Origin of the sequence: Streptomyces gobitricini (genome assembly GCF_039532985.1) — a bacterium.
GTDB classification, from domain to species: Bacteria; Actinomycetota; Actinomycetes; order Streptomycetales; family Streptomycetaceae; genus Streptomyces; species Streptomyces gobitricini.
In genome coordinates, this window is sequence record NZ_BAAASR010000052.1 from 34,500 (window position 1) to 50,187 (window position 15,688).

General features: G+C 71.8%; 16 protein-coding genes. 5 read left to right on the plus strand and 11 right to left on the minus strand.

From position 1 onward, the window contains the following. Window positions 1–34: 34 nt before the first annotated feature. Window positions 35–628, plus strand: coding sequence for a TetR/AcrR family transcriptional regulator (locus tag ABD347_RS29965; RefSeq protein ID WP_344367078.1), 594 nt, complete (start codon window positions 35–37; stop codon window positions 626–628). Window positions 629–651: 23 nt separating this feature from the next. On the opposite strand, the gene ABD347_RS29970 is transcribed toward ABD347_RS29965, so the two are convergent. From ABD347_RS29970 to ABD347_RS29985, 4 genes are all read right to left on the minus strand, one after another. Beyond that, entirely contained in the window at window positions 652–2,424 is a 1,773-nt protein-coding gene (locus ABD347_RS29970) for a lysyl oxidase family protein (RefSeq protein WP_344367080.1), read from the minus strand. A 267-nt stretch (window positions 2,425–2,691) separates the two neighbouring features. Then, entirely contained in the window at window positions 2,692–3,906 is a 1,215-nt protein-coding gene (locus ABD347_RS29975; protein WP_344367082.1) for an acyl-CoA dehydrogenase family protein, read from the minus strand. A 9-nt stretch (window positions 3,907–3,915) separates the two neighbouring features. Next, the gene (locus tag ABD347_RS29980; RefSeq protein WP_344367083.1) at window positions 3,916–4,938 is read right to left on the minus strand and encodes a phosphotransferase family protein; all 1,023 of its coding nucleotides are present in this window, start codon (window positions 4,936–4,938) and stop codon (window positions 3,916–3,918) included. A gap of 660 nt (window positions 4,939–5,598) precedes the next feature. After that, window positions 5,599–5,895, minus strand: a complete 297-nt coding sequence (locus tag ABD347_RS29985) for a hypothetical protein (protein ID WP_344367084.1) — start codon at window positions 5,893–5,895, stop codon at window positions 5,599–5,601. Window positions 5,896–6,002: 107 nt separating this feature from the next. Here ABD347_RS29985 and ABD347_RS29990 point away from each other — a divergent pair, with 107 nt between their 5' ends. Continuing rightward, window positions 6,003–6,938, plus strand: coding sequence for an NADP-dependent oxidoreductase (locus ABD347_RS29990; protein ID WP_344367086.1), 936 nt, complete (start codon window positions 6,003–6,005; stop codon window positions 6,936–6,938). Window positions 6,939–6,942: 4 nt separating this feature from the next. Here the strand turns inward: ABD347_RS29990 and ABD347_RS29995 are convergent, their stop codons facing one another. The 3 genes from ABD347_RS29995 to ABD347_RS30005 are packed head-to-tail and all read right to left on the minus strand — an operon-like array spanning window position 6,943 to window position 8,188. After that, on the minus strand, window positions 6,943–7,263 hold the full coding sequence (locus ABD347_RS29995) for a DUF202 domain-containing protein (RefSeq protein ID WP_344367088.1): 321 nt from the start codon (window positions 7,261–7,263) through the stop codon (window positions 6,943–6,945). After that, window positions 7,263–7,655, minus strand: coding sequence for a YidH family protein (locus ABD347_RS30000; RefSeq protein ID WP_344367090.1), 393 nt, complete (start codon window positions 7,653–7,655; stop codon window positions 7,263–7,265). The genes ABD347_RS29995 and ABD347_RS30000 overlap by 1 nt, the downstream gene beginning before the upstream one ends. Further along, window positions 7,652–8,188 carry an NUDIX domain-containing protein gene (locus tag ABD347_RS30005; RefSeq protein WP_344367092.1) on the minus strand — a complete coding sequence of 179 codons (537 nt, stop codon included), beginning with the start codon at window positions 8,186–8,188 and terminating at the stop codon, window positions 7,652–7,654. Before ABD347_RS30005 ends, ABD347_RS30000 begins: the two co-directional genes overlap by 4 nt. 78 nt (window positions 8,189–8,266) lie before the next feature. Between ABD347_RS30005 and ABD347_RS30010 the strand changes: the two genes are divergently transcribed. Continuing rightward, window positions 8,267–9,925, plus strand: coding sequence for an FAD-binding dehydrogenase (locus ABD347_RS30010; protein WP_344367094.1), 1,659 nt, complete (start codon window positions 8,267–8,269; stop codon window positions 9,923–9,925). Between the two features lie 234 nt (window positions 9,926–10,159). Here the strand turns inward: ABD347_RS30010 and ABD347_RS30015 are convergent, their stop codons facing one another. The 4 genes from ABD347_RS30015 to ABD347_RS30030 form a co-directional block, all read right to left on the minus strand. Beyond that, entirely contained in the window at window positions 10,160–10,540 is a 381-nt protein-coding gene (locus ABD347_RS30015) for a nuclear transport factor 2 family protein (protein WP_344367096.1), read from the minus strand. Further along, on the minus strand, window positions 10,537–10,962 hold the full coding sequence (locus tag ABD347_RS30020; RefSeq protein WP_344367098.1) for an ASCH domain-containing protein: 426 nt from the start codon (window positions 10,960–10,962) through the stop codon (window positions 10,537–10,539). The genes ABD347_RS30015 and ABD347_RS30020 overlap by 4 nt, the downstream gene beginning before the upstream one ends. A gap of 51 nt (window positions 10,963–11,013) precedes the next feature. Beyond that, the gene (locus ABD347_RS30025; RefSeq protein ID WP_344367100.1) at window positions 11,014–12,411 is read right to left on the minus strand and encodes a GntP family permease; all 1,398 of its coding nucleotides are present in this window, start codon (window positions 12,409–12,411) and stop codon (window positions 11,014–11,016) included. A 228-nt stretch (window positions 12,412–12,639) separates the two neighbouring features. Continuing rightward, window positions 12,640–13,152, minus strand: coding sequence for a gluconokinase (locus tag ABD347_RS30030; protein ID WP_344367102.1), 513 nt, complete (start codon window positions 13,150–13,152; stop codon window positions 12,640–12,642). Window positions 13,153–13,293: 141 nt separating this feature from the next. On the opposite strand from ABD347_RS30030, the gene ABD347_RS30035 reads away from it, so the two are divergent. After that, window positions 13,294–13,995, plus strand: coding sequence for a FadR/GntR family transcriptional regulator (locus ABD347_RS30035; protein WP_344367104.1), 702 nt, complete (start codon window positions 13,294–13,296; stop codon window positions 13,993–13,995). Between the two features lie 203 nt (window positions 13,996–14,198). Next, entirely contained in the window at window positions 14,199–15,665 is a 1,467-nt protein-coding gene (locus tag ABD347_RS30040) for an amino acid permease (protein WP_344367106.1), read from the plus strand. Window positions 15,666–15,688 lie beyond the last annotated feature (23 nt).

The window sequence follows — 15,688 nt, forward strand, 5'->3', positions numbered from 1 at the left end:
GCGACACGCACGCGTACGAGAGAGGTGGCGGCACATGGCCAGGACGACGGACGGGAACGGCACCCCCGTCCCCCAGAGGCTGCTGGCCACCGCCACCCGGCTCTTCGCCGAACAGGGGTACGACCGCACCTCGGTCCAGGAGATCGTCGAGGCGGCCGGCGTCACCAAGGGCGCCCTCTACCACTACTTCGGCTCCAAGGAGGACCTGCTCCAGGAGGTGTACGCGCGCGTGCTGCGGCTCCAGCAGGAGCGGCTGGACGCCTTCGCGGGAGCGGACGCCCCCGTGGACCAGCGGCTGCGGGACGCCGCCGCCGACGTGGTCGTCACCACCATCGAGAACCTCGACGACGCGTCGATCTTCTTCCGGTCGATGCACCATCTGAGCCCGGAGAAGAACAAGCAGGTGCGCGCGGAGCGGCGCCGCTACCACGAGCGGTTCCGGGCCCTCATCGAGGAGGGGCAGGCGGAAGGCGTCTTCTCCACGGCGACGCCCGCGGACCTGGTGGTGGACTACCACTTCGGTTCGGTCCACCACCTGTCCACCTGGTACCGCCCGGACGGCCCGCTCAGCCCCCAGCAGGTGGCCGAGCACCTGGCCGACCTGCTGCTGAGGGCCTTGCGAGCCTGATCCGGAGGAGCACCGGCCGGCTGTCAGTTGGCGTTCACCAGGTGGTGAGCGGGCACGGTCACCGTACGCGCGCCCTTCTTGCCACCGAGAACGATCTTGCGCAGTGCGCTGTTGTTGGTGAGGTCGGTCTCCTTGAGCCGCTTCTCCGGGTTGGCCAGCACCTGGATGTAGTAGGTGCCGTTCGGCAGCGAGGTGATGTCGAACGACTGGCCGGGGAGGTCCTGGGTGTAGGTGTCGCCGGAGCCGACGTCGAGAACCTCACGCACGGAGATGGAGTTCTGCTGACCGCACGCCGTGGACAGGTCCGTGTTGAACGGATGCCAGTTGGCGTTCTTCACCGTGTAGTCGACCGCGTCGGTGTTGGCGAGGCAGAAGGCCTCCTTGCCACTGCGCACGGCCTCCTTCTGGTCGGCCTTCAGCAGCCGGTAGCTGGCGAAGTCGGTGAAGTGCCAGTGCTCGTGGCCGGGACGCGGGTCCCATTCCATGGTGCCGGTCGGTGTGTAGCCGACCTGCTTGCCCTTGGCGTCGTAGAAGTACTGGTAGGCGTCCATCAGCTCCTTGCCGGGCGAACGGAAGCCGTCGACCACCAGCTGCGCGGGACCGGCGTTCCACACGTTGGCGCTGAACGACAGGAAGTCCTTGCCCTTGTCGGGGCCCTCCGTGACGGGCTCGTTGACGGTGATGCCGTAGGCGGGCAGCGAACGCAGATCGGGCTTGGGCACGTTCGGCACCGTCACCTTGCCCGTCGGCCGCTTGGGCGCGGCCTTCACGGCGGGCGCCTTACGGGATCCGTCCGTCCGCCCGGCTCCGTCACCCATCCGCGCGCCCGCCTTGAGGCCCTGTTTCTTCACGGCCCAGGGCACGGCGGGCGGCGCCGGGACGAGCGGCCCGTGACCCACGTTGTACGAGGGCCCGGCGCCGCTCGTCGGGGCCGCGGGCGCGGCCGGGGCCACCGCGCCGTGACCGGCGTGCCCGCCGTGACCGGCGTGCCCGCCGTGACCCGCCTGGCCGGTGGGCGCGGAGTGACCGGCGGGCGCGCCATGGCCCGCCGGGTGGGCGTCGCGCCGCGCGGCGGGTGCGGCGCCGGCGGCGCCCTCGAAGCTGACCTCCCGCACGGTCACCTTCACCGTCTGCGGCTTGTCGGCGATGCCGAACACGTCGCGGTACTGCTTCGCCACGGACACCTTGGCCGTGTACTTCCCCGGCGGCAGTGCCACGGGCTCGGAGTAGACACCCGCGTAGGCGTTGGCGGCCCAGCCCTTCTCCACGCCCCACACGGAGCCGAGCGTGAACGGGTTGGTGGGGCAGCTCTCGGGGTACTTCGAGGTGGCCGGCGCGTCAGGACGCACCCGGCCGGACGCGTTGTTGGGGCAGAAGGTCTCGGACCTGTTCAGCACGGTCTTGCCCGCCGCGTCGGTGACCGTGATCCGGAGGAAGCCGGGCAGCCCGCCGAAGTCCTTCACCAGCCCCTTGGGCAGGACCTTCTCCCGGGTCTTGCCGCCCTCCCGGAAGACCTGCCTGGCGACGACCGGGTCCTTGTAGGACTTCCGGGTCACCTTCAGCTCCAGCGGGGCGTTCTCGGCGGTGACGTACGTACCGAGGTCGAGGTAGACGCCGGGCTCTTCCTTGTACGAGTCGAGGGTCACCGACTGCGAGGCGGCGATCAGGCTGAGCCGCGGGGCGGACGGGGCGGCCTTGCCGTCGGGCGCGGCGGCGACGATACCGGCGGTCACGGCGACGGCCGCGGCTCCGGCGATCACCGAGCGCCCGAGACGGGCCTGGGGGGATCTGGTCATCGTTCCTCGTTCTGCGAGTGCCTGTCGGGACGGCGGACGACGGGCGGGTGCGCGTGGTCATGGCGCGTGGCCGTCTCCGGCGTGTGAGAGCCGGCGGTCGGCCCTGTGGGTTGTCTGTGCGCCGCCGAATCGGGGATCCTTGGCCGAAACTAGGCCGGGGACACCGGATTCCGCCGTCTTGGTGCCGTTTCCGCCTGCCGGGCCTCTCGCATGTGGTAAAGCCCGGGACCGGCCGCGGCCCCGGGCTTCTCACCACCGTACGGATCGTCAGACGTACTTCTTCAGCTCCCGCCGCGCCAGCGACCGCTGGTGCACCTCGTCCGGGCCGTCCGCCAGCTTCAGCGTCCGCGCCGCGGCCCACAGTTCGGCGAGCGGGAAGTCCTGGCTGACCCCACCCGCGCCATGCACCTGGACCGCCTTGTCGATGATGTCGACCACCGCGCGGGGTGTCGCGATCTTGATGGACTGGATCTCGGTGTGCGCGCCACGGTTGCCGACCGTGTCCATCAGCCAGGCGGTCTTCAGCACCAGCAGCCGCAGCTGCTCCACCGTCACCCGGGCGTCCGCGATCCACTCCCGCACCTGGCCCTGTGCCGCCAGCGGCTTCCCGAAGGCCGTACGGGACACGGCGCGGCGGCACATCAGCTCGATCGCCCGCTCGGCCATGCCGATCAGCCGCATGCAGTGGTGGATCCGGCCGGGGCCGAGCCGGGCCTGGGCGATGGCGAAGCCGCCGCCCTCCTCGCCGATCAGGTTCGCCGCCGGGACGCGGACATCCTCGAACACGACCTCGGCGTGCCCGCCGTGGGAGTGGTCCTCGTACCCGTACACCTGCATCGCCCGCCGGACGTGCAGGCCCGGGGTGTCCCGGGGCACCAGGACCATCGACTGCTGACGGCGGATGTCCTCGCCGTCCGGGTCGGTCTTGCCCATCACGATGAAGATCGCGCAGTCCGGGTTCATCGCGCCGGAGATGTACCACTTGCGGCCGTTGATGACGTAGTCGTCGCCGTCCCGCCGGATGCGGGTCTCGATGTTCGTCGCGTCCGACGAGGCGACCTCCGGCTCCGTCATCGCGAAGGCCGACCGGATCTCCCCGGCGAGCAGCGGCCGGAGCCACCGCTCCCGCTGCCGCTCGTCACCGAACTGGGCGAGCACCTCCATGTTGCCGGTGTCCGGGGCCGCGCAGTTCAGCGCGGTGGGCGCCAGCTGCGGCGAGCGGCCGGTGATCTCCGCGAGCGGCGCGTACTGGAGGTTGGTCAGGCCCGCCCCGTGCTCCTCGTCGGGCAGGAAGAGGTTCCACAGGCCCTGCCTGCGCGCCTCGGCCTTCAGCTCCTCGACCACGGCCGGGGTGTCCCACGGCGAGGCGAGTTTCGCCCGCTGCTCGTGCGCCACCTCCTCCGCGGGGTACACGAACTCGTCCATGAAGGCGAGGAGTCGCGCTCGCAGTTCCTCGGTGCGCGCGTCGAATGCGAAGTCCATGGGTGTCGGTCAGCCTTCCTGGAGGGTGGTGAGGCCGTGCTCGATGAAGACGGGCACGAGGTCGCCGATGCGGTCGAAGCCGGCGCCGACGGTCTGCCCGAGGGTGTAGCGGTAGTGGATGCCCTCCAGGATCACGGCGAGCTTGAACCAGGCGAAGGCCGTGTACCAGGAGATGGCGGAGGTGTCGCGGCCGGAGCGGGCGGCGTAGCGCTCGATCAGCTCGGCGGGGGTCGGGTGGCCGGGCACCGCCGCGGTGGTGGAGACGGGGGAGTGCGGCAGGTCCAGCGGGACGCTGTACATGGTCAGCAGGCCCAGGTCGGTGAGCGGGTCGCCGAGCGTGGACATCTCCCAGTCCAGTACGGCGCCCACCCGGTCGTCCTCGTCCAGGAGGGCGTTGTCGAGGCGGTAGTCGCCGTGGACGACGGCCGGGGCGGGGGAGCGGGGCAGCTCGCGGCCGAGCGCGGCGTGCAACTCGTCGATCCCGGGCAGGTCGCGGCTGCGGGAGGCGTCCAACTGCTTGCCCCAGCGCCGCAACTGCCGGTCCAGGAACCCGTCGGGCCGCCCGAAGTCGCCGAGCCCCACCGCCTCGGGGTCCACCGCGTGCAGGTCCACCAGCGTGTCGACCAGCCCCAGGACCGCGGCCCGCGTGCGCTCGGGACCGAGCGGGGCGAGCTGTTCGGCGGTGCGGTACGGCGTCCCGGCCACGAACTCCATGACGTAGAACGGTGCTCCGAGCACCTCCTCGTCCTGGCACAGCACCAGCGGTTCCGGGACCGGCACCGCCGTCGGGTGCAGGGCGCTGATCACCCGGTGCTCGCGCTTCATGTCGTGCGCGGTGGCCAGGACGTGGCCGAGCGGCGGGCGGCGCACCACCCACTGGCCGGTGCCGTCGGTGACGACGTACGTGAGGTTCGACCGGCCGCCCTCGATGATGCGGGCGCTGAGCGGTCCGCTCACCAGGCCGGGCCGCTCGCGGTCCAGGAAGCCGCGCAACCGCTCGGGATCGAGACCTGGTGGGGGAGCTGAGCTCATCGTTCGCACCTCCGGCGACGGGAAGGACAGTGGTGTACGCAGCATGACCGACCAGTCGGTATGTCGTCCAGTGCCGGGCCCGAACCCGTGTGCGCCAGTCCGACCCTCCGGCCGGCTCACTGAACAAGGTTCACGTAGGGATATCGCGCTGCTGGCCGACGACGTCCGGTCATCCGGACCTGGTCGCCGTACCGTCCCTACCGTCCCTCCTCGGCTCCCAGGGCGTCCGCCGGCGTGGAGGATGTCACCAGGGAACGCGCCCCCGGGGCCCGCGAGACCTACGGGGACAGCGCGTACCCGGACCCCGCCCGATCCCTCGCCGAGGCACTTCCCGGCCACCGGTCACCGACGTGAACGGCCTCTTCCGCCTCGCCGAACGGACGGGCGGCGGACCCGCCCACGCCGGAGGCCGGCGTCAGCGCGCGGGGGCCGCGGCCACGCGGATGACCGCCCCCGCCTGGGTCACCTCGGCGGTCGCGCGCTGGTGGCGGAGGCCTTTCCGCCCGCGGGTGCGGGAGCCGATCCCCCCGCCCCGCACCGCTGATCGCCCCACCGGCCAGGTGGACGAACCCCACCGTCCGCCCGCCTGTGCGGCGTTCCCGGCGCGGCTTCGCAGCGGTGCCGTGCCGGTGACGACGTGGTCGGCGGTCGTCGACGTGGTCAGTGGTCGTCCCAGTGGTCGTCGTGGGCGGCGTGCCGGTGGCCCTCGTGCACATAGTCGACGTGGTCGCCGTGCGCGACGGCCGGATGGCCGCAGCCGTCGCCGTGCTCATGGGCGTGCCCGCTGTGGGCGACGTGCTCGCCCGGCTCGCACTCGTCCCAGTGCCCGGAGTGCTCCCGGTGCAGGTGCCCGTCGTGCACGTAGTCGAGGTGATCGTTGTGGACCAGCGCCTGATGCCCGCAGGCGGGACCGTGGGCGTGGGCGTGGGCGGAGTGTTCCTGGTGGAGGGCGGTCATCGCGGACCTCCGGCGTGGACGTCGGTGACACTCCCAGGCTAGTCCCTTTTGCCGCCATTGATCCGTTTCGGCTTGCGGTCGTGCGGGACCGGCCGGAGGGTCGGACCATGAAGGCGATCAGCTACAGCCGCTACGGCGGCCCCGAGGTCCTCGAATTCGGCGACCACCCCGACCCCAAGGTGGGACCCGACAAGGTACTCGTGGAAGTACGCGCGGCAGCGGTCAACCCTGTCGACTGGAAGGCCCAGGCGGGGTACCTCGACACGGCCTTCGACACCGTCTTCCCGGTGATCCCCGGCTGGGACGTCTCCGGCGTCGTCATCCAGCCCGGGGTGTCCGTACCCGAGTTCTCGGTCGGCGACGAGGTCATGGGGTACGTACGCGAGGACGTGCTCTGCCACGGCACCTTCGCCGAGTACGTCGCCGCACCCGTCCGTACCCTCGCGCGCAAGCCGCGCAACCTGGGCTTCGAGGAGGCGGCCGCCCTCCCGCTGGCGGGGCTCACCGCCTACCAGGTGCTGCACCGGGCCCTGCGCGTCCGGCCGGGCGACACCGTCCTGGTGCACGCCGCGTCGGGCGCCGTCGGCTCGATGGCCGTGCAGATCGCCCGGCACCTCGGAGCCCGCGTCATCGGCGCCTCCCGCGACAACGGCCAGGACCGGGTGCGCGAGCTGGGCGCGGAACCGGTGCCGTACGGCGACGGCTTCACGGGCCGCGTCCGGGAGCTGGCGCCGCACGGCGTGGACGCCGCGTTCGACACGGTCGGCGGCCAGATGCTGAAGGACTCGGCCGCCCTGCTCGCCCCCGAGGGCCGCCTCGCGTCCATCGCGGACGGCGAGGTGCTGGGCATGGGCGGCCACTACTACTGGGTGCGCCCCGACACGGCGGACCTCACGGCGCTCGCCGGACTGGTGGAGGAAGGCGCGCTGACGGTACGGGTCGCCAGGACCTTCCCCCTGGAGCAGGCCGCCGACGCCCAGCGCGCCAACATGGAGGGCGGCCTGCACGGCAAGGTCGTCGTGACCACGGGACGCGGCGACTGACCGGCTACAGCACCACGCCCACCGCGAAGGCGGCCAGCGCCACGGTGCACGCCGCCGCCGCGGCCGCCCCGCGGGGCGTCAGCGGACGCGGGCGCGCCGTCCCCAGCGCCACCATCCGGCGATGGGACACCCGCAGGAACACCAGCAACACCAGCAGCGACAGCGCAGCGCCCACCAGCCCGGCCGCCGTGACCTCGTCGTGCACGGCCTGCTTGGCGGCGAGCACCGCGGCGACGGTCGCCGACAACGTCGTACGCCGCCACGCCAGCCGCGTCCGCTCCGGCTGCAGCCCCGGATCGCGGACGTCGGCCGGACCACCCGCCATCAGCCGCTCCAGCCGAGCAGGACGACCAGCACCATCGCGCCGGCCACCAGGCCCACGGCCAGGCTCAGCAAGGTCGGGAACCGGCTGACGGGCAGGTCCTCGTCCCGCCGCATCGCCCGCTCGCACCGCACCCAGTGGTTCACCGCCCGCAGCGCGCACAGCGCCCCGGCGGCCAGCAGCACGAGCGCCATCCCGACCCGGACGCCCCAGCGCAGGTCGGGCAGGAACTGGTCCACCGCGAACCCGCCACCGACGAGGGCGAGCGCGGTACGGATCCAGGCGAGGAAGGTGCGCTCATTGGCGAGGGAGAACCGGTAGTCGGGCGTATCGCCTTCTTCCCGGATCCGCTGCGGCGACAACCACAGCCGCAGGCCCCGCACGAAATCACTCACATGATCAGCTTACCGGCGCGGTGTGCCCGCAGCCTTTCGTACGCCGCCAGCCCGTCCGGCACCCACTCCCACTCACCGAGGCGCGCCTCGACCTCCCGCTCCGGCAGGAACGCGTACCACGCCACCTCCTCCGGCTGCGGGTCAACCGGCAGGGCGCACCGCACCTCGTACACGGCCGACCACCACGACCCGCGCCCGCCGCCGTCCTCGTACAGGAACCGGAACAGCGGTGCGGGCCTCGGCAGACCCCGTACGCCCAGCTCCTCCTCCGCCTCGCGCAGCGCCGCCTCGTCGTAGCCCTCGCCCGCCCCGACGACACCGCCCACGAACATGTCGTACAGGGACGGGAAGACCAGCTTGCCGGCCGTGCGGCGGTGGACGAACACCCGGTCCTCGGCGTCCCGCGCGAGGACGAACACACACCGGTGGCGCAGCCCCCGCGCGTACACCTCGCCGCGCGGCAGTCGCGCCACCACCTCGTCGTGCTCGTCGACGACGTCCAGGATCTCGTCCGCCGCACCCGTGCCGCCCATCGAATCACCCTCCACCTGTTGACGTGTTACCGCCGCGTACCGAAGATCGGAGCACCCTGCCGACAAGGATGATGACCCATGGCGTACGACGCAGATGTGATCGTGATCGGGGCGGGCCTCGCGGGCCTGGTGGCCACCGCCGAGCTCGTCGACGCCGGGCGCAGCGTCATCCTCCTCGACCAGGAACCGGAGCAGTCCATCGGCGGCCAGGCGCACTGGTCCTTCGGCGGGCTCTTCTTCGTCGACTCGCCCGAGCAGCGCCGGATGCGCATCCGTGACAGCCACGCGCTCGCGCTCCAGGACTGGTTCGGCACGGCGGGCTTCGACCGGCCCGAGGACCACTGGCCGCGCAAGTGGGCCGAGGCGTACGTGGACTTCGCGGCGGGCGAGAAGCGGGCCTGGCTGCGCCGGCAGGGCGTCCGCTTCTTCCCCGTCGTCGGCTGGGCCGAGCGAGGCGGCTACGACGCCACCGGGCACGGCAACTCCGTGCCGCGCTTCCACATCACCTGGGGCACCGGCCCCGGCCTGGTCGCCCCGTTCGAGCGGCGCGTCCGCGCGGGCGTGGCCAGGGGCCTCGTACGCCTGGCGTTCCGGCACCGCGTCACCGGCCTCGGCCGCACCGCGGGCGCCGTCGACACCGTCAGCGGCGAGATCCTGGAGCCGTCGGGCGCCGTACGCGGCACGGCCAGCAGCCGACAGGTCACCGGTGCGTTCGAGTACCGGGCCCAGGCCGTGGTCGTCACCTCCGGCGGTATCGGCGGCAACCACGACCTCGTCCGCGCCCAGTGGCCCGAGCGGCTCGGCACTCCTCCCGAGAAGATGCTCTCCGGTGTACCGGCCCACGTCGACGGGCTGATGCTCGGCATCGCCGAGGAGGCCGGCGCCCACCACATCAACCGCGACCGGATGTGGCACTACACCGAGGGAATCGAGAACTGGAACCCCATCTGGGCCCGGCACGGCATCCGCATCCTGCCCGGCCCGTCCTCCCTCTGGCTGGACGCCCGCGGCCGCCGGCTGCCCGTCCCGCTCTTCCCCGGCTTCGACACGCTCGGCACCCTCGAGCACATCATGCGGTCCGGGTACGGCTACACCTGGTTCGTCCTCAACCAGCGCATCATCGGAAAGGAGTTCACCCTCTCCGGCTCCGAACAGAACCCGGACCTCACCGGCAGATCCGTACGCGGCGTGCTGGACCGTGCCCGCGCCGACGTGCCCGGCCCGGTCAAGGCGTTCATGGACCACGGCGCCGACTTCGTCATCGAGAAGGACCTGCCGTCCCTGGTGCGCGGTATGAACGCGCTGACGAAGGAACCGCTGATCGACGAGGCCGGGCTGCGGCGCGAGATCACCGCCCGCGACCGGGAGATCGCCAACCCCTTCACCAAGGACCTCCAGGTCACGGCGGTCCGCGGGGCCCGCAAGTACCTCGGCGACCGGCTGATCCGTACGGTCGCCCCGCACCGCCTCCTCGACCCCGGGGCCGGCCCGCTGATCGCCGTGCGCCTGAACATCCTCACCCGCAAGTCGCTCGGTGGTCTGGAGACCGACCTGTCGTCCCGGGTCCTCACCGCCGGCGGCACCCCGCTCCCCGGCGTGTACGCGGCGGGTGAAGCGGCCGGTTTCGGCGGCGGCGGCGTCCACGGCTACCGCTCCCTGGAGGGCACGTTCCTCGGCGGGTGCATCTTCTCCGGCCGCGCGGCCGGCCGGGCCGCCGCGAAGGCGGTCGGCTCCTAGGCGAAACGCCCCCTGGCGGGCGGCCCTCCTCGCGGTCGGCTTCTGCGGTGGTGCGCTTCTTCACGGGCGGCCCTCCTCGGGCGCCCTCCTCGCGGGTGGCCTTCTGGGCGGGTGGCCTTCTGCGGTGGTGCGCCTCTTCGCGGGCGCCCCTCCTCGCGGGCGGCCCCGCCCCGGGAGCACCCGCCTCCCGGGGGCGGGGGCGCGCCATGTGAACGGTGCTCCGCTACGCGGACCTCAGGTCCCGGATTCCCCCGGCACCGGAGTGCCCTGGTGGTAGTAGAGCCGCCAGGCGCCGCCGGCGCCCGGGTCCCGGCGCCATATGGAGCTGCGCCGGGCGCGGCGGCCCTCGACGACCGTCTCGAACGTCAGGTGCACCAGGTCCGGCGCCAGCAGGACGCCCCTCATGCCGGACACCTCGTACCGTGGCCCGTCCGGGTCGCCGCCCGCCATCTCCGGCAGCGCGGCGAGCATGCCGTCCCGGCTCCACCGCCGCCCGGAGGCGCCGACCTCCACGAAGTCCGGGTGCAGCAGTCGCGCCGCCTCGGTCCGGGACGCCCGTACGGCCGGGTCGAGGAGCCGCAGTTCGCCCGCGACGGCCTCGTCGACACCACTCATCCCAGCACCTCCGCGACCCGGAACCGCTCGGCGACGACCAGCGTGGTGTCATCGACCGTGAAGTCCGGGTCCCCGAGTGCCTCGCGCATCTCGGCGCTGTGCCAGAACCTCTCGTGGCCCGCGCGCCATCCGGCGACCGACGAGTAGCCCTCGCCCTCGTCAAGCGCGTGGCGCAGGTCCACCTCGCCGAGCGGCAGGACACGGACTTCCGTCAGTTCCAGCACCGCCACTTCGCGGCCGTCCGAGTCGATCAGCGCCGACCGCTCGCCGACGGGCGGGAGTTCCTCGTCCTCCGCCTCGTACTCGGCGAGCAGTCCGGTCGTCGACGTCTTCTCACCCGACAGCACGGCGGCGACCAACCGGTCGCGCGACGGCCCGGGAAATGCCAGCAGGTACGGCTTGAGCCGCTCGGTGTCCGCCATGGAGCGTCAGTCTGGCAGGTCGGCGTCCCCTCCACCACGGAACACCCGTGCCTACAGCACCAGCGACAGCAGCAGCACGAACACGATCCCGACGACCGAGATGATGGTCTCCATCACCGACCAGGTCTTGATCGTCTGGCCGACGCTCATCCCGAAGTACTCCTTCACCAGCCAGAAACCGGCGTCGTTGACGTGGCTGAAGAAGAGGGAGCCCGCGCCGATCGCCAGCACCAGCAGTGCCGCGTGCGACGTCGACATGTCGGCCGCCAGCGGCGCCACCAGTCCGGCCGCCGAAATGGTGGCGACGGTCGCCGATCCGGTGGCCAGCCGGATCGCCACCGCGATCAGCCAGGCCAGCAGCAGCGCCGGGATCGCCCAGTTCTCGGAGAAGTCCAGGATCATCCGCCCGACACCCACGTCGATCAGCGTCTGCTTGAAGCCGCCGCCCGCGCCGACGATCAGCAGGACCCCTGCGATCGGGGCGAGCGACGTCTCCACGGTCGAGGAGATCCGCTCCTTGGTGAAGCCGGCCGCGCGGCCCAGCGTGAAGATGCCCACCAGGACCGCGGCGAGCAGCGCGATCAGCGGCGAGCCGACGACGTCGGCCACCCGCTGCACATGGTTCTCCGGGTCGTCGACGACGATGTCCACCAGTGCCTTGACCAGCATCAGCACCACGGGCAGCAGAACGGTCGCCACCGTGACGCCGAAGCCGGGCCGCCGCTCCAGGCGGTCGGACGCCCGCTGGGGGATCATGCGCTCGGGCACCGGTACGTCCACCCACCGTGCCGCGTACCGGGAGAACAGCGGACCGGCGACGACCACCGTCGGGACGGCGACGACGATGCCCAGCGCCAGTGTGACGCCCAGGTCCGCCCCGATGGCGTCGATGGCGACCAGCGGGCCGGGGTGCGGCGGAATCAGTCCGTGCATCACGGACAGGCCCGCCAGCGCCGGCACCCCGATCCGCATCAGTGAGTAGTCGCCGCGCTTGGCGACCATCAGCACCACCGGGATCAGCAGCACGATGCCGACCTCGAAGAAGAGCGGCAGCCCGATCACCGAGGCGATCAACACCATCGCCCACGGCATGGCGCGGCCGCCCGCCCTGGCCAGGATCGTGTCGACGATCCGGTCCGCGCCGCCGGAGTCGGCGAGCAGCTTGCCGAGGATCGCCCCGAGGGCGATGAGCACACCGACGCCCGCGACGGTCGAGCCGAGGCCCTTGCTGAACGAGGCGATGGCCGCGTCGAGCGGGGCGCCGGCGAAGGCGCCGAGCGCCAGCGAACCTATGGTCAGTGCGAGGAAGGCGTGGAGCTTGAGCCGCGTGATGAGCAGGACGATGACGGCGATGCCCGCCAGGACGGCGATGCCCAGTTGGGCGTTGGCGGCCGAGGTGATCGGCTCGGTGGCGTCCGCTGCCAGCGTCTCGACGCTGAGACTGGTCACAGGGGTTCCTCGGGGATCGGGGTCGGGGGTCGGGGGTCGGGAATCAGGGTCGGAGGTCAGGGGCCGGGCCCGGCGAAGTGGACGGGGCCGGCAGGCCGTGCGGGGATACGGCACGGGCCGCGGGGAAACGGCACGGCCCGCTCGGGAGGACGGCAGGGGCGGCGCTGCCGGGCGCCCGGGGACGGAAGGGGCGCACCCGTGGACGACAGGGGCGCGCCTGCCTGGGGTTCAGCGACCGGCGAGCGGGCCCAGTGCGGCGACGGCCCGGTCGGCGATGTCCTCCGGAGATCCGGAGACGTCCAGGGACACCCCGGCCTCGTCGTCACCGAGCGGCTGAAGCGCCGCGAACTGGGAGTCCAGCAGCGCGGTGGGCATGAAGTGCCCCTTGCGCGCGGCCATCCGCCGCTCGATCAGCGCCCGGTCACCGGTCAGGTGCAGGAAGACGACGCCGGGCGCGGCCGCGCGCAACCGGTCGCGGTACGCCCGCTTCAGCGCCGAGCTGCTCACCACCCCGCCGAGGGCCGCCCGCCCGTGCGCCCACCGCCCGATCGCGTCGAGCCAGGGCCACCGGTCGTCGTCGTCCAGCGGGACGCCGGCCGACATCTTGGCGATGTTCGCCCCTGGGTGGAAGTCGTCGCCCTCGGCGTAGGGCACACCGAGGCGCTCGGCGACCAGTGAACCGACGGTGGTCTTACCGGTCCCGGCCACGCCCATCACGACGACGACGGGGGGTTGTTGCATGGGTGAGTGCCTCGCTGTCCTCGACATCGATCGGACGCCACCGCGGCATCCGCCGCCGCACACTGAAACCCATGAGGTACGACATATACAAGAGGCTGTGACATAAAAGTCATACTTTTCGGCGGCGGTTACGCTATGCATATGACGACGCAGGGCCAGGGGCTCCATACGCATGTGCTGGACACCCTGGGCCTGGCCATCACCGCGGGGGAGTGCCCGCCGGGCAGTGTGCTGCGCACCGACGAGCTCGCCCAGCGTTTCGAGGTCTCACGCACCGTGATCCGCGAGGTCGTCCGCGTCCTGGAGTCGATGCACCTGGTGGAGTCGCGCCGCCGCGTCGGTGTGACCGTGCGTCCCACCGCGCAGTGGAACGTGTACGACCCGCGGGTCATCCGCTGGCGGCTGGCCGGCAGCGACCGCCCCCGCCAGCTCAGGTCCCTGACCGTGCTCCGCTCCGCCGTCGAACCGGTCGCGGCCGGTCTCGCCGCCACGCACGCCACCCCCGAGCAGTGCCGTGAACTCACCGAGCAGGCCCTGGGCATGGTCGCCACCTCGCGCGGCGGGCAGCTGGAGGCGTACCTCGTCCACGACATCGCCTTCCACCGTGTCGTCCTCGACGCCTCCGGCAACGAGATGTTCGCCCGCCTCGGGGACGTGGTGGCGGAGGTCCTCGCGGGCCGCACCCACCACCGTGTGATGTTCGAGGACCCCGACCCGGCCGCCGTCACCCTCCATGTGCGGGTCGCCGAGGCCGTGCGGGAGCGGGACGCGGTCCGTGCCGAGGAGCTCACCAGGGAGATCGCGGCGGGCGCTCTGCTCGAACTCGACGTCCTCGCGCCGTAGCCCCACCCCTTAAGCTGCTCAATGCCGACGAACCAGTCGGTAACCTCAGGAAAACCTCAGATCGGCCCGTACGTGACATAGGCCACAGCCAAACGGCGGCGAAGCCGTGACTATGTGCCCTGGCCTTCTGTCGCGGTGACCACCCCCATCACCCGCGCACGGCCGGCTGATACCGCACGATCCCTCACAAAGGCGACTTCCAGATGAGTGACCGCACCATGCCTGCGGCCGACACCCCGAGCCCGGGCACGCCGGCGGCGACGGGCGCCCCCCACATCGACGCCGGTGACGCCGGTTACAGCAAGGACCTCAAGTCCCGCCACGTCAACATGATCGCCATCGGTGGCGCGATCGGCACCGGCCTCTTCCTCGGCGCCGGCGGCCGCCTGGCCGGTGCGGGCCCCTCTCTCGCCATCGCGTACGCCGTCTGCGGCGTCTTCGCCTTCTTCGTCGTCCGGGCCCTCGGTGAGCTGGTGCTCTACCGCCCGTCCTCCGGTGCCTTCGTCTCGTACGCCCGTGAGTTCATGGGCGAGAAGGGCGCCTATACGGCCGGCTGGCTCTACTTCCTCAACTGGTCGACCACTGCCGTCGCCGACATCACCGCGGCCGCCGTCTTCGCCCACTACTGGGCGCTGTTCAGCGATGTCCCGCAGTGGGCGCTCGCCATGATCGCCCTCGCGATCGTCCTCACCGCGAACCTGATCTCCGTGAAGTACTTCGGCGAGATGGAGTTCTGGTTCGCGATCATCAAGGTCGCCGCGCTGGTGATCTTCATGTGCGTCGGCATCTTCCTGGTCGTCACCTCCCACGAGGTCGGCGGTCACACCCCGGGCCTGTCCACCATCACCGACAGCGGCGGCATGTTCCCGCTCGGCATGCTTCCCATGCTGATGGTCGTCCAGGGCGTCGTCTTCGCCTACGCCTCCGTCGAGCTGGTCGGCGTCGCCGCCGGTGAGACCGAGAACCCCGAGAAGATCATGCCGAAGGCGATCAACTCGATCATGTGGCGCGTGGGCCTGTTCTACGTCGGTTCCGTCGTCCTGCTCTCGCTGCTGCTGCCGTACACCTCCTTCTCCGGCGACCAGAGCCCCTTCGTCACCGTCTTCGACAAGCTCGGCATCCCGGGCACGTCGGACATCATGAACCTGGTCGTCCTCACCGCCGCCCTGTCCAGCCTGAACTCCGGCCTGTACTCCACCGGCCGCATCCTGCGCTCGATGGCGATGGCGGGCTCCGCGCCCCGGTTCACCGCCCGGATGAACAAGGGCCACGTCCCCTACGGCGGCATCCTGCTCACCGCCGCCTTCGGTGTGCTCGGCGTCGGCCTGAACTACGTCATGCCCGGCGAGGCCTTCGAGATCGTCCTGAACCTCGCCTCCCTCGGCATCCTCGGCACCTGGGGCATGATCATGCTCTGCTCGCTGCTGTTCTGGTCCCGCTCCAAGGAGGGCAAGGTCACCCGCCCGTCCTACAAGCTGCCCTGGGCGCCGTACACGCAGATCGTGACGCTGGTCTTCCTCGCCACCGTCCTGTTCCTCATGTGGTACGGCGGCGGCATCGGCCGGACGACCGTGAACCTCGTCCCCGTCATCGCGCTCCTGCTCGTCGGCGGCTGGTTCGCCGTCCGCAAGCGGGTCGGGGCGCTCGCGGCCTCGCAGCCGCGGGACTGACCGCCCGGTACGCGCGAAGCCCC

What these genes read in the sequence shown, in the direction of transcription:
- ABD347_RS29980 (WP_344367083.1), bottom strand. Translation starts at nt 4,938, where the DNA reads ATGAGCTCAGCTCCCCCACCAGGTCTCGATCCCGAGCGGTTGCGCGGC.
- ABD347_RS30035 (WP_344367104.1), top strand. Translation starts at nt 13,294, where the DNA reads ATGACGACGCAGGGCCAGGGGCTCCATACGCATGTGCTGGACACCCTG.
- ABD347_RS29990 (WP_344367086.1), top strand. Translation starts at nt 6,003, where the DNA reads ATGAAGGCGATCAGCTACAGCCGCTACGGCGGCCCCGAGGTCCTCGAA.
- ABD347_RS30020 (WP_344367098.1), bottom strand. Translation starts at nt 10,962, where the DNA reads ATGGCGGACACCGAGCGGCTCAAGCCGTACCTGCTGGCATTTCCCGGG.
- ABD347_RS29965 (WP_344367078.1), top strand. Translation starts at nt 35, where the DNA reads ATGGCCAGGACGACGGACGGGAACGGCACCCCCGTCCCCCAGAGGCTG.
- ABD347_RS30040 (WP_344367106.1), top strand. Translation starts at nt 14,199, where the DNA reads ATGAGTGACCGCACCATGCCTGCGGCCGACACCCCGAGCCCGGGCACG.
- ABD347_RS29995 (WP_344367088.1), bottom strand. Translation starts at nt 7,263, where the DNA reads ATGGCGGGTGGTCCGGCCGACGTCCGCGATCCGGGGCTGCAGCCGGAG.
- ABD347_RS29985 (WP_344367084.1), bottom strand. Translation starts at nt 5,895, where the DNA reads ATGACCGCCCTCCACCAGGAACACTCCGCCCACGCCCACGCCCACGGT.
- ABD347_RS30030 (WP_344367102.1), bottom strand. Translation starts at nt 13,152, where the DNA reads ATGCAACAACCCCCCGTCGTCGTCGTGATGGGCGTGGCCGGGACCGGT.
- ABD347_RS29970 (WP_344367080.1), bottom strand. Translation starts at nt 2,424, where the DNA reads ATGACCAGATCCCCCCAGGCCCGTCTCGGGCGCTCGGTGATCGCCGGA.
- ABD347_RS30005 (WP_344367092.1), bottom strand. Translation starts at nt 8,188, where the DNA reads ATGGGCGGCACGGGTGCGGCGGACGAGATCCTGGACGTCGTCGACGAG.
- ABD347_RS29975 (WP_344367082.1), bottom strand. Translation starts at nt 3,906, where the DNA reads ATGGACTTCGCATTCGACGCGCGCACCGAGGAACTGCGAGCGCGACTC.
- ABD347_RS30015 (WP_344367096.1), bottom strand. Translation starts at nt 10,540, where the DNA reads ATGAGTGGTGTCGACGAGGCCGTCGCGGGCGAACTGCGGCTCCTCGAC.
- ABD347_RS30010 (WP_344367094.1), top strand. Translation starts at nt 8,267, where the DNA reads ATGGCGTACGACGCAGATGTGATCGTGATCGGGGCGGGCCTCGCGGGC.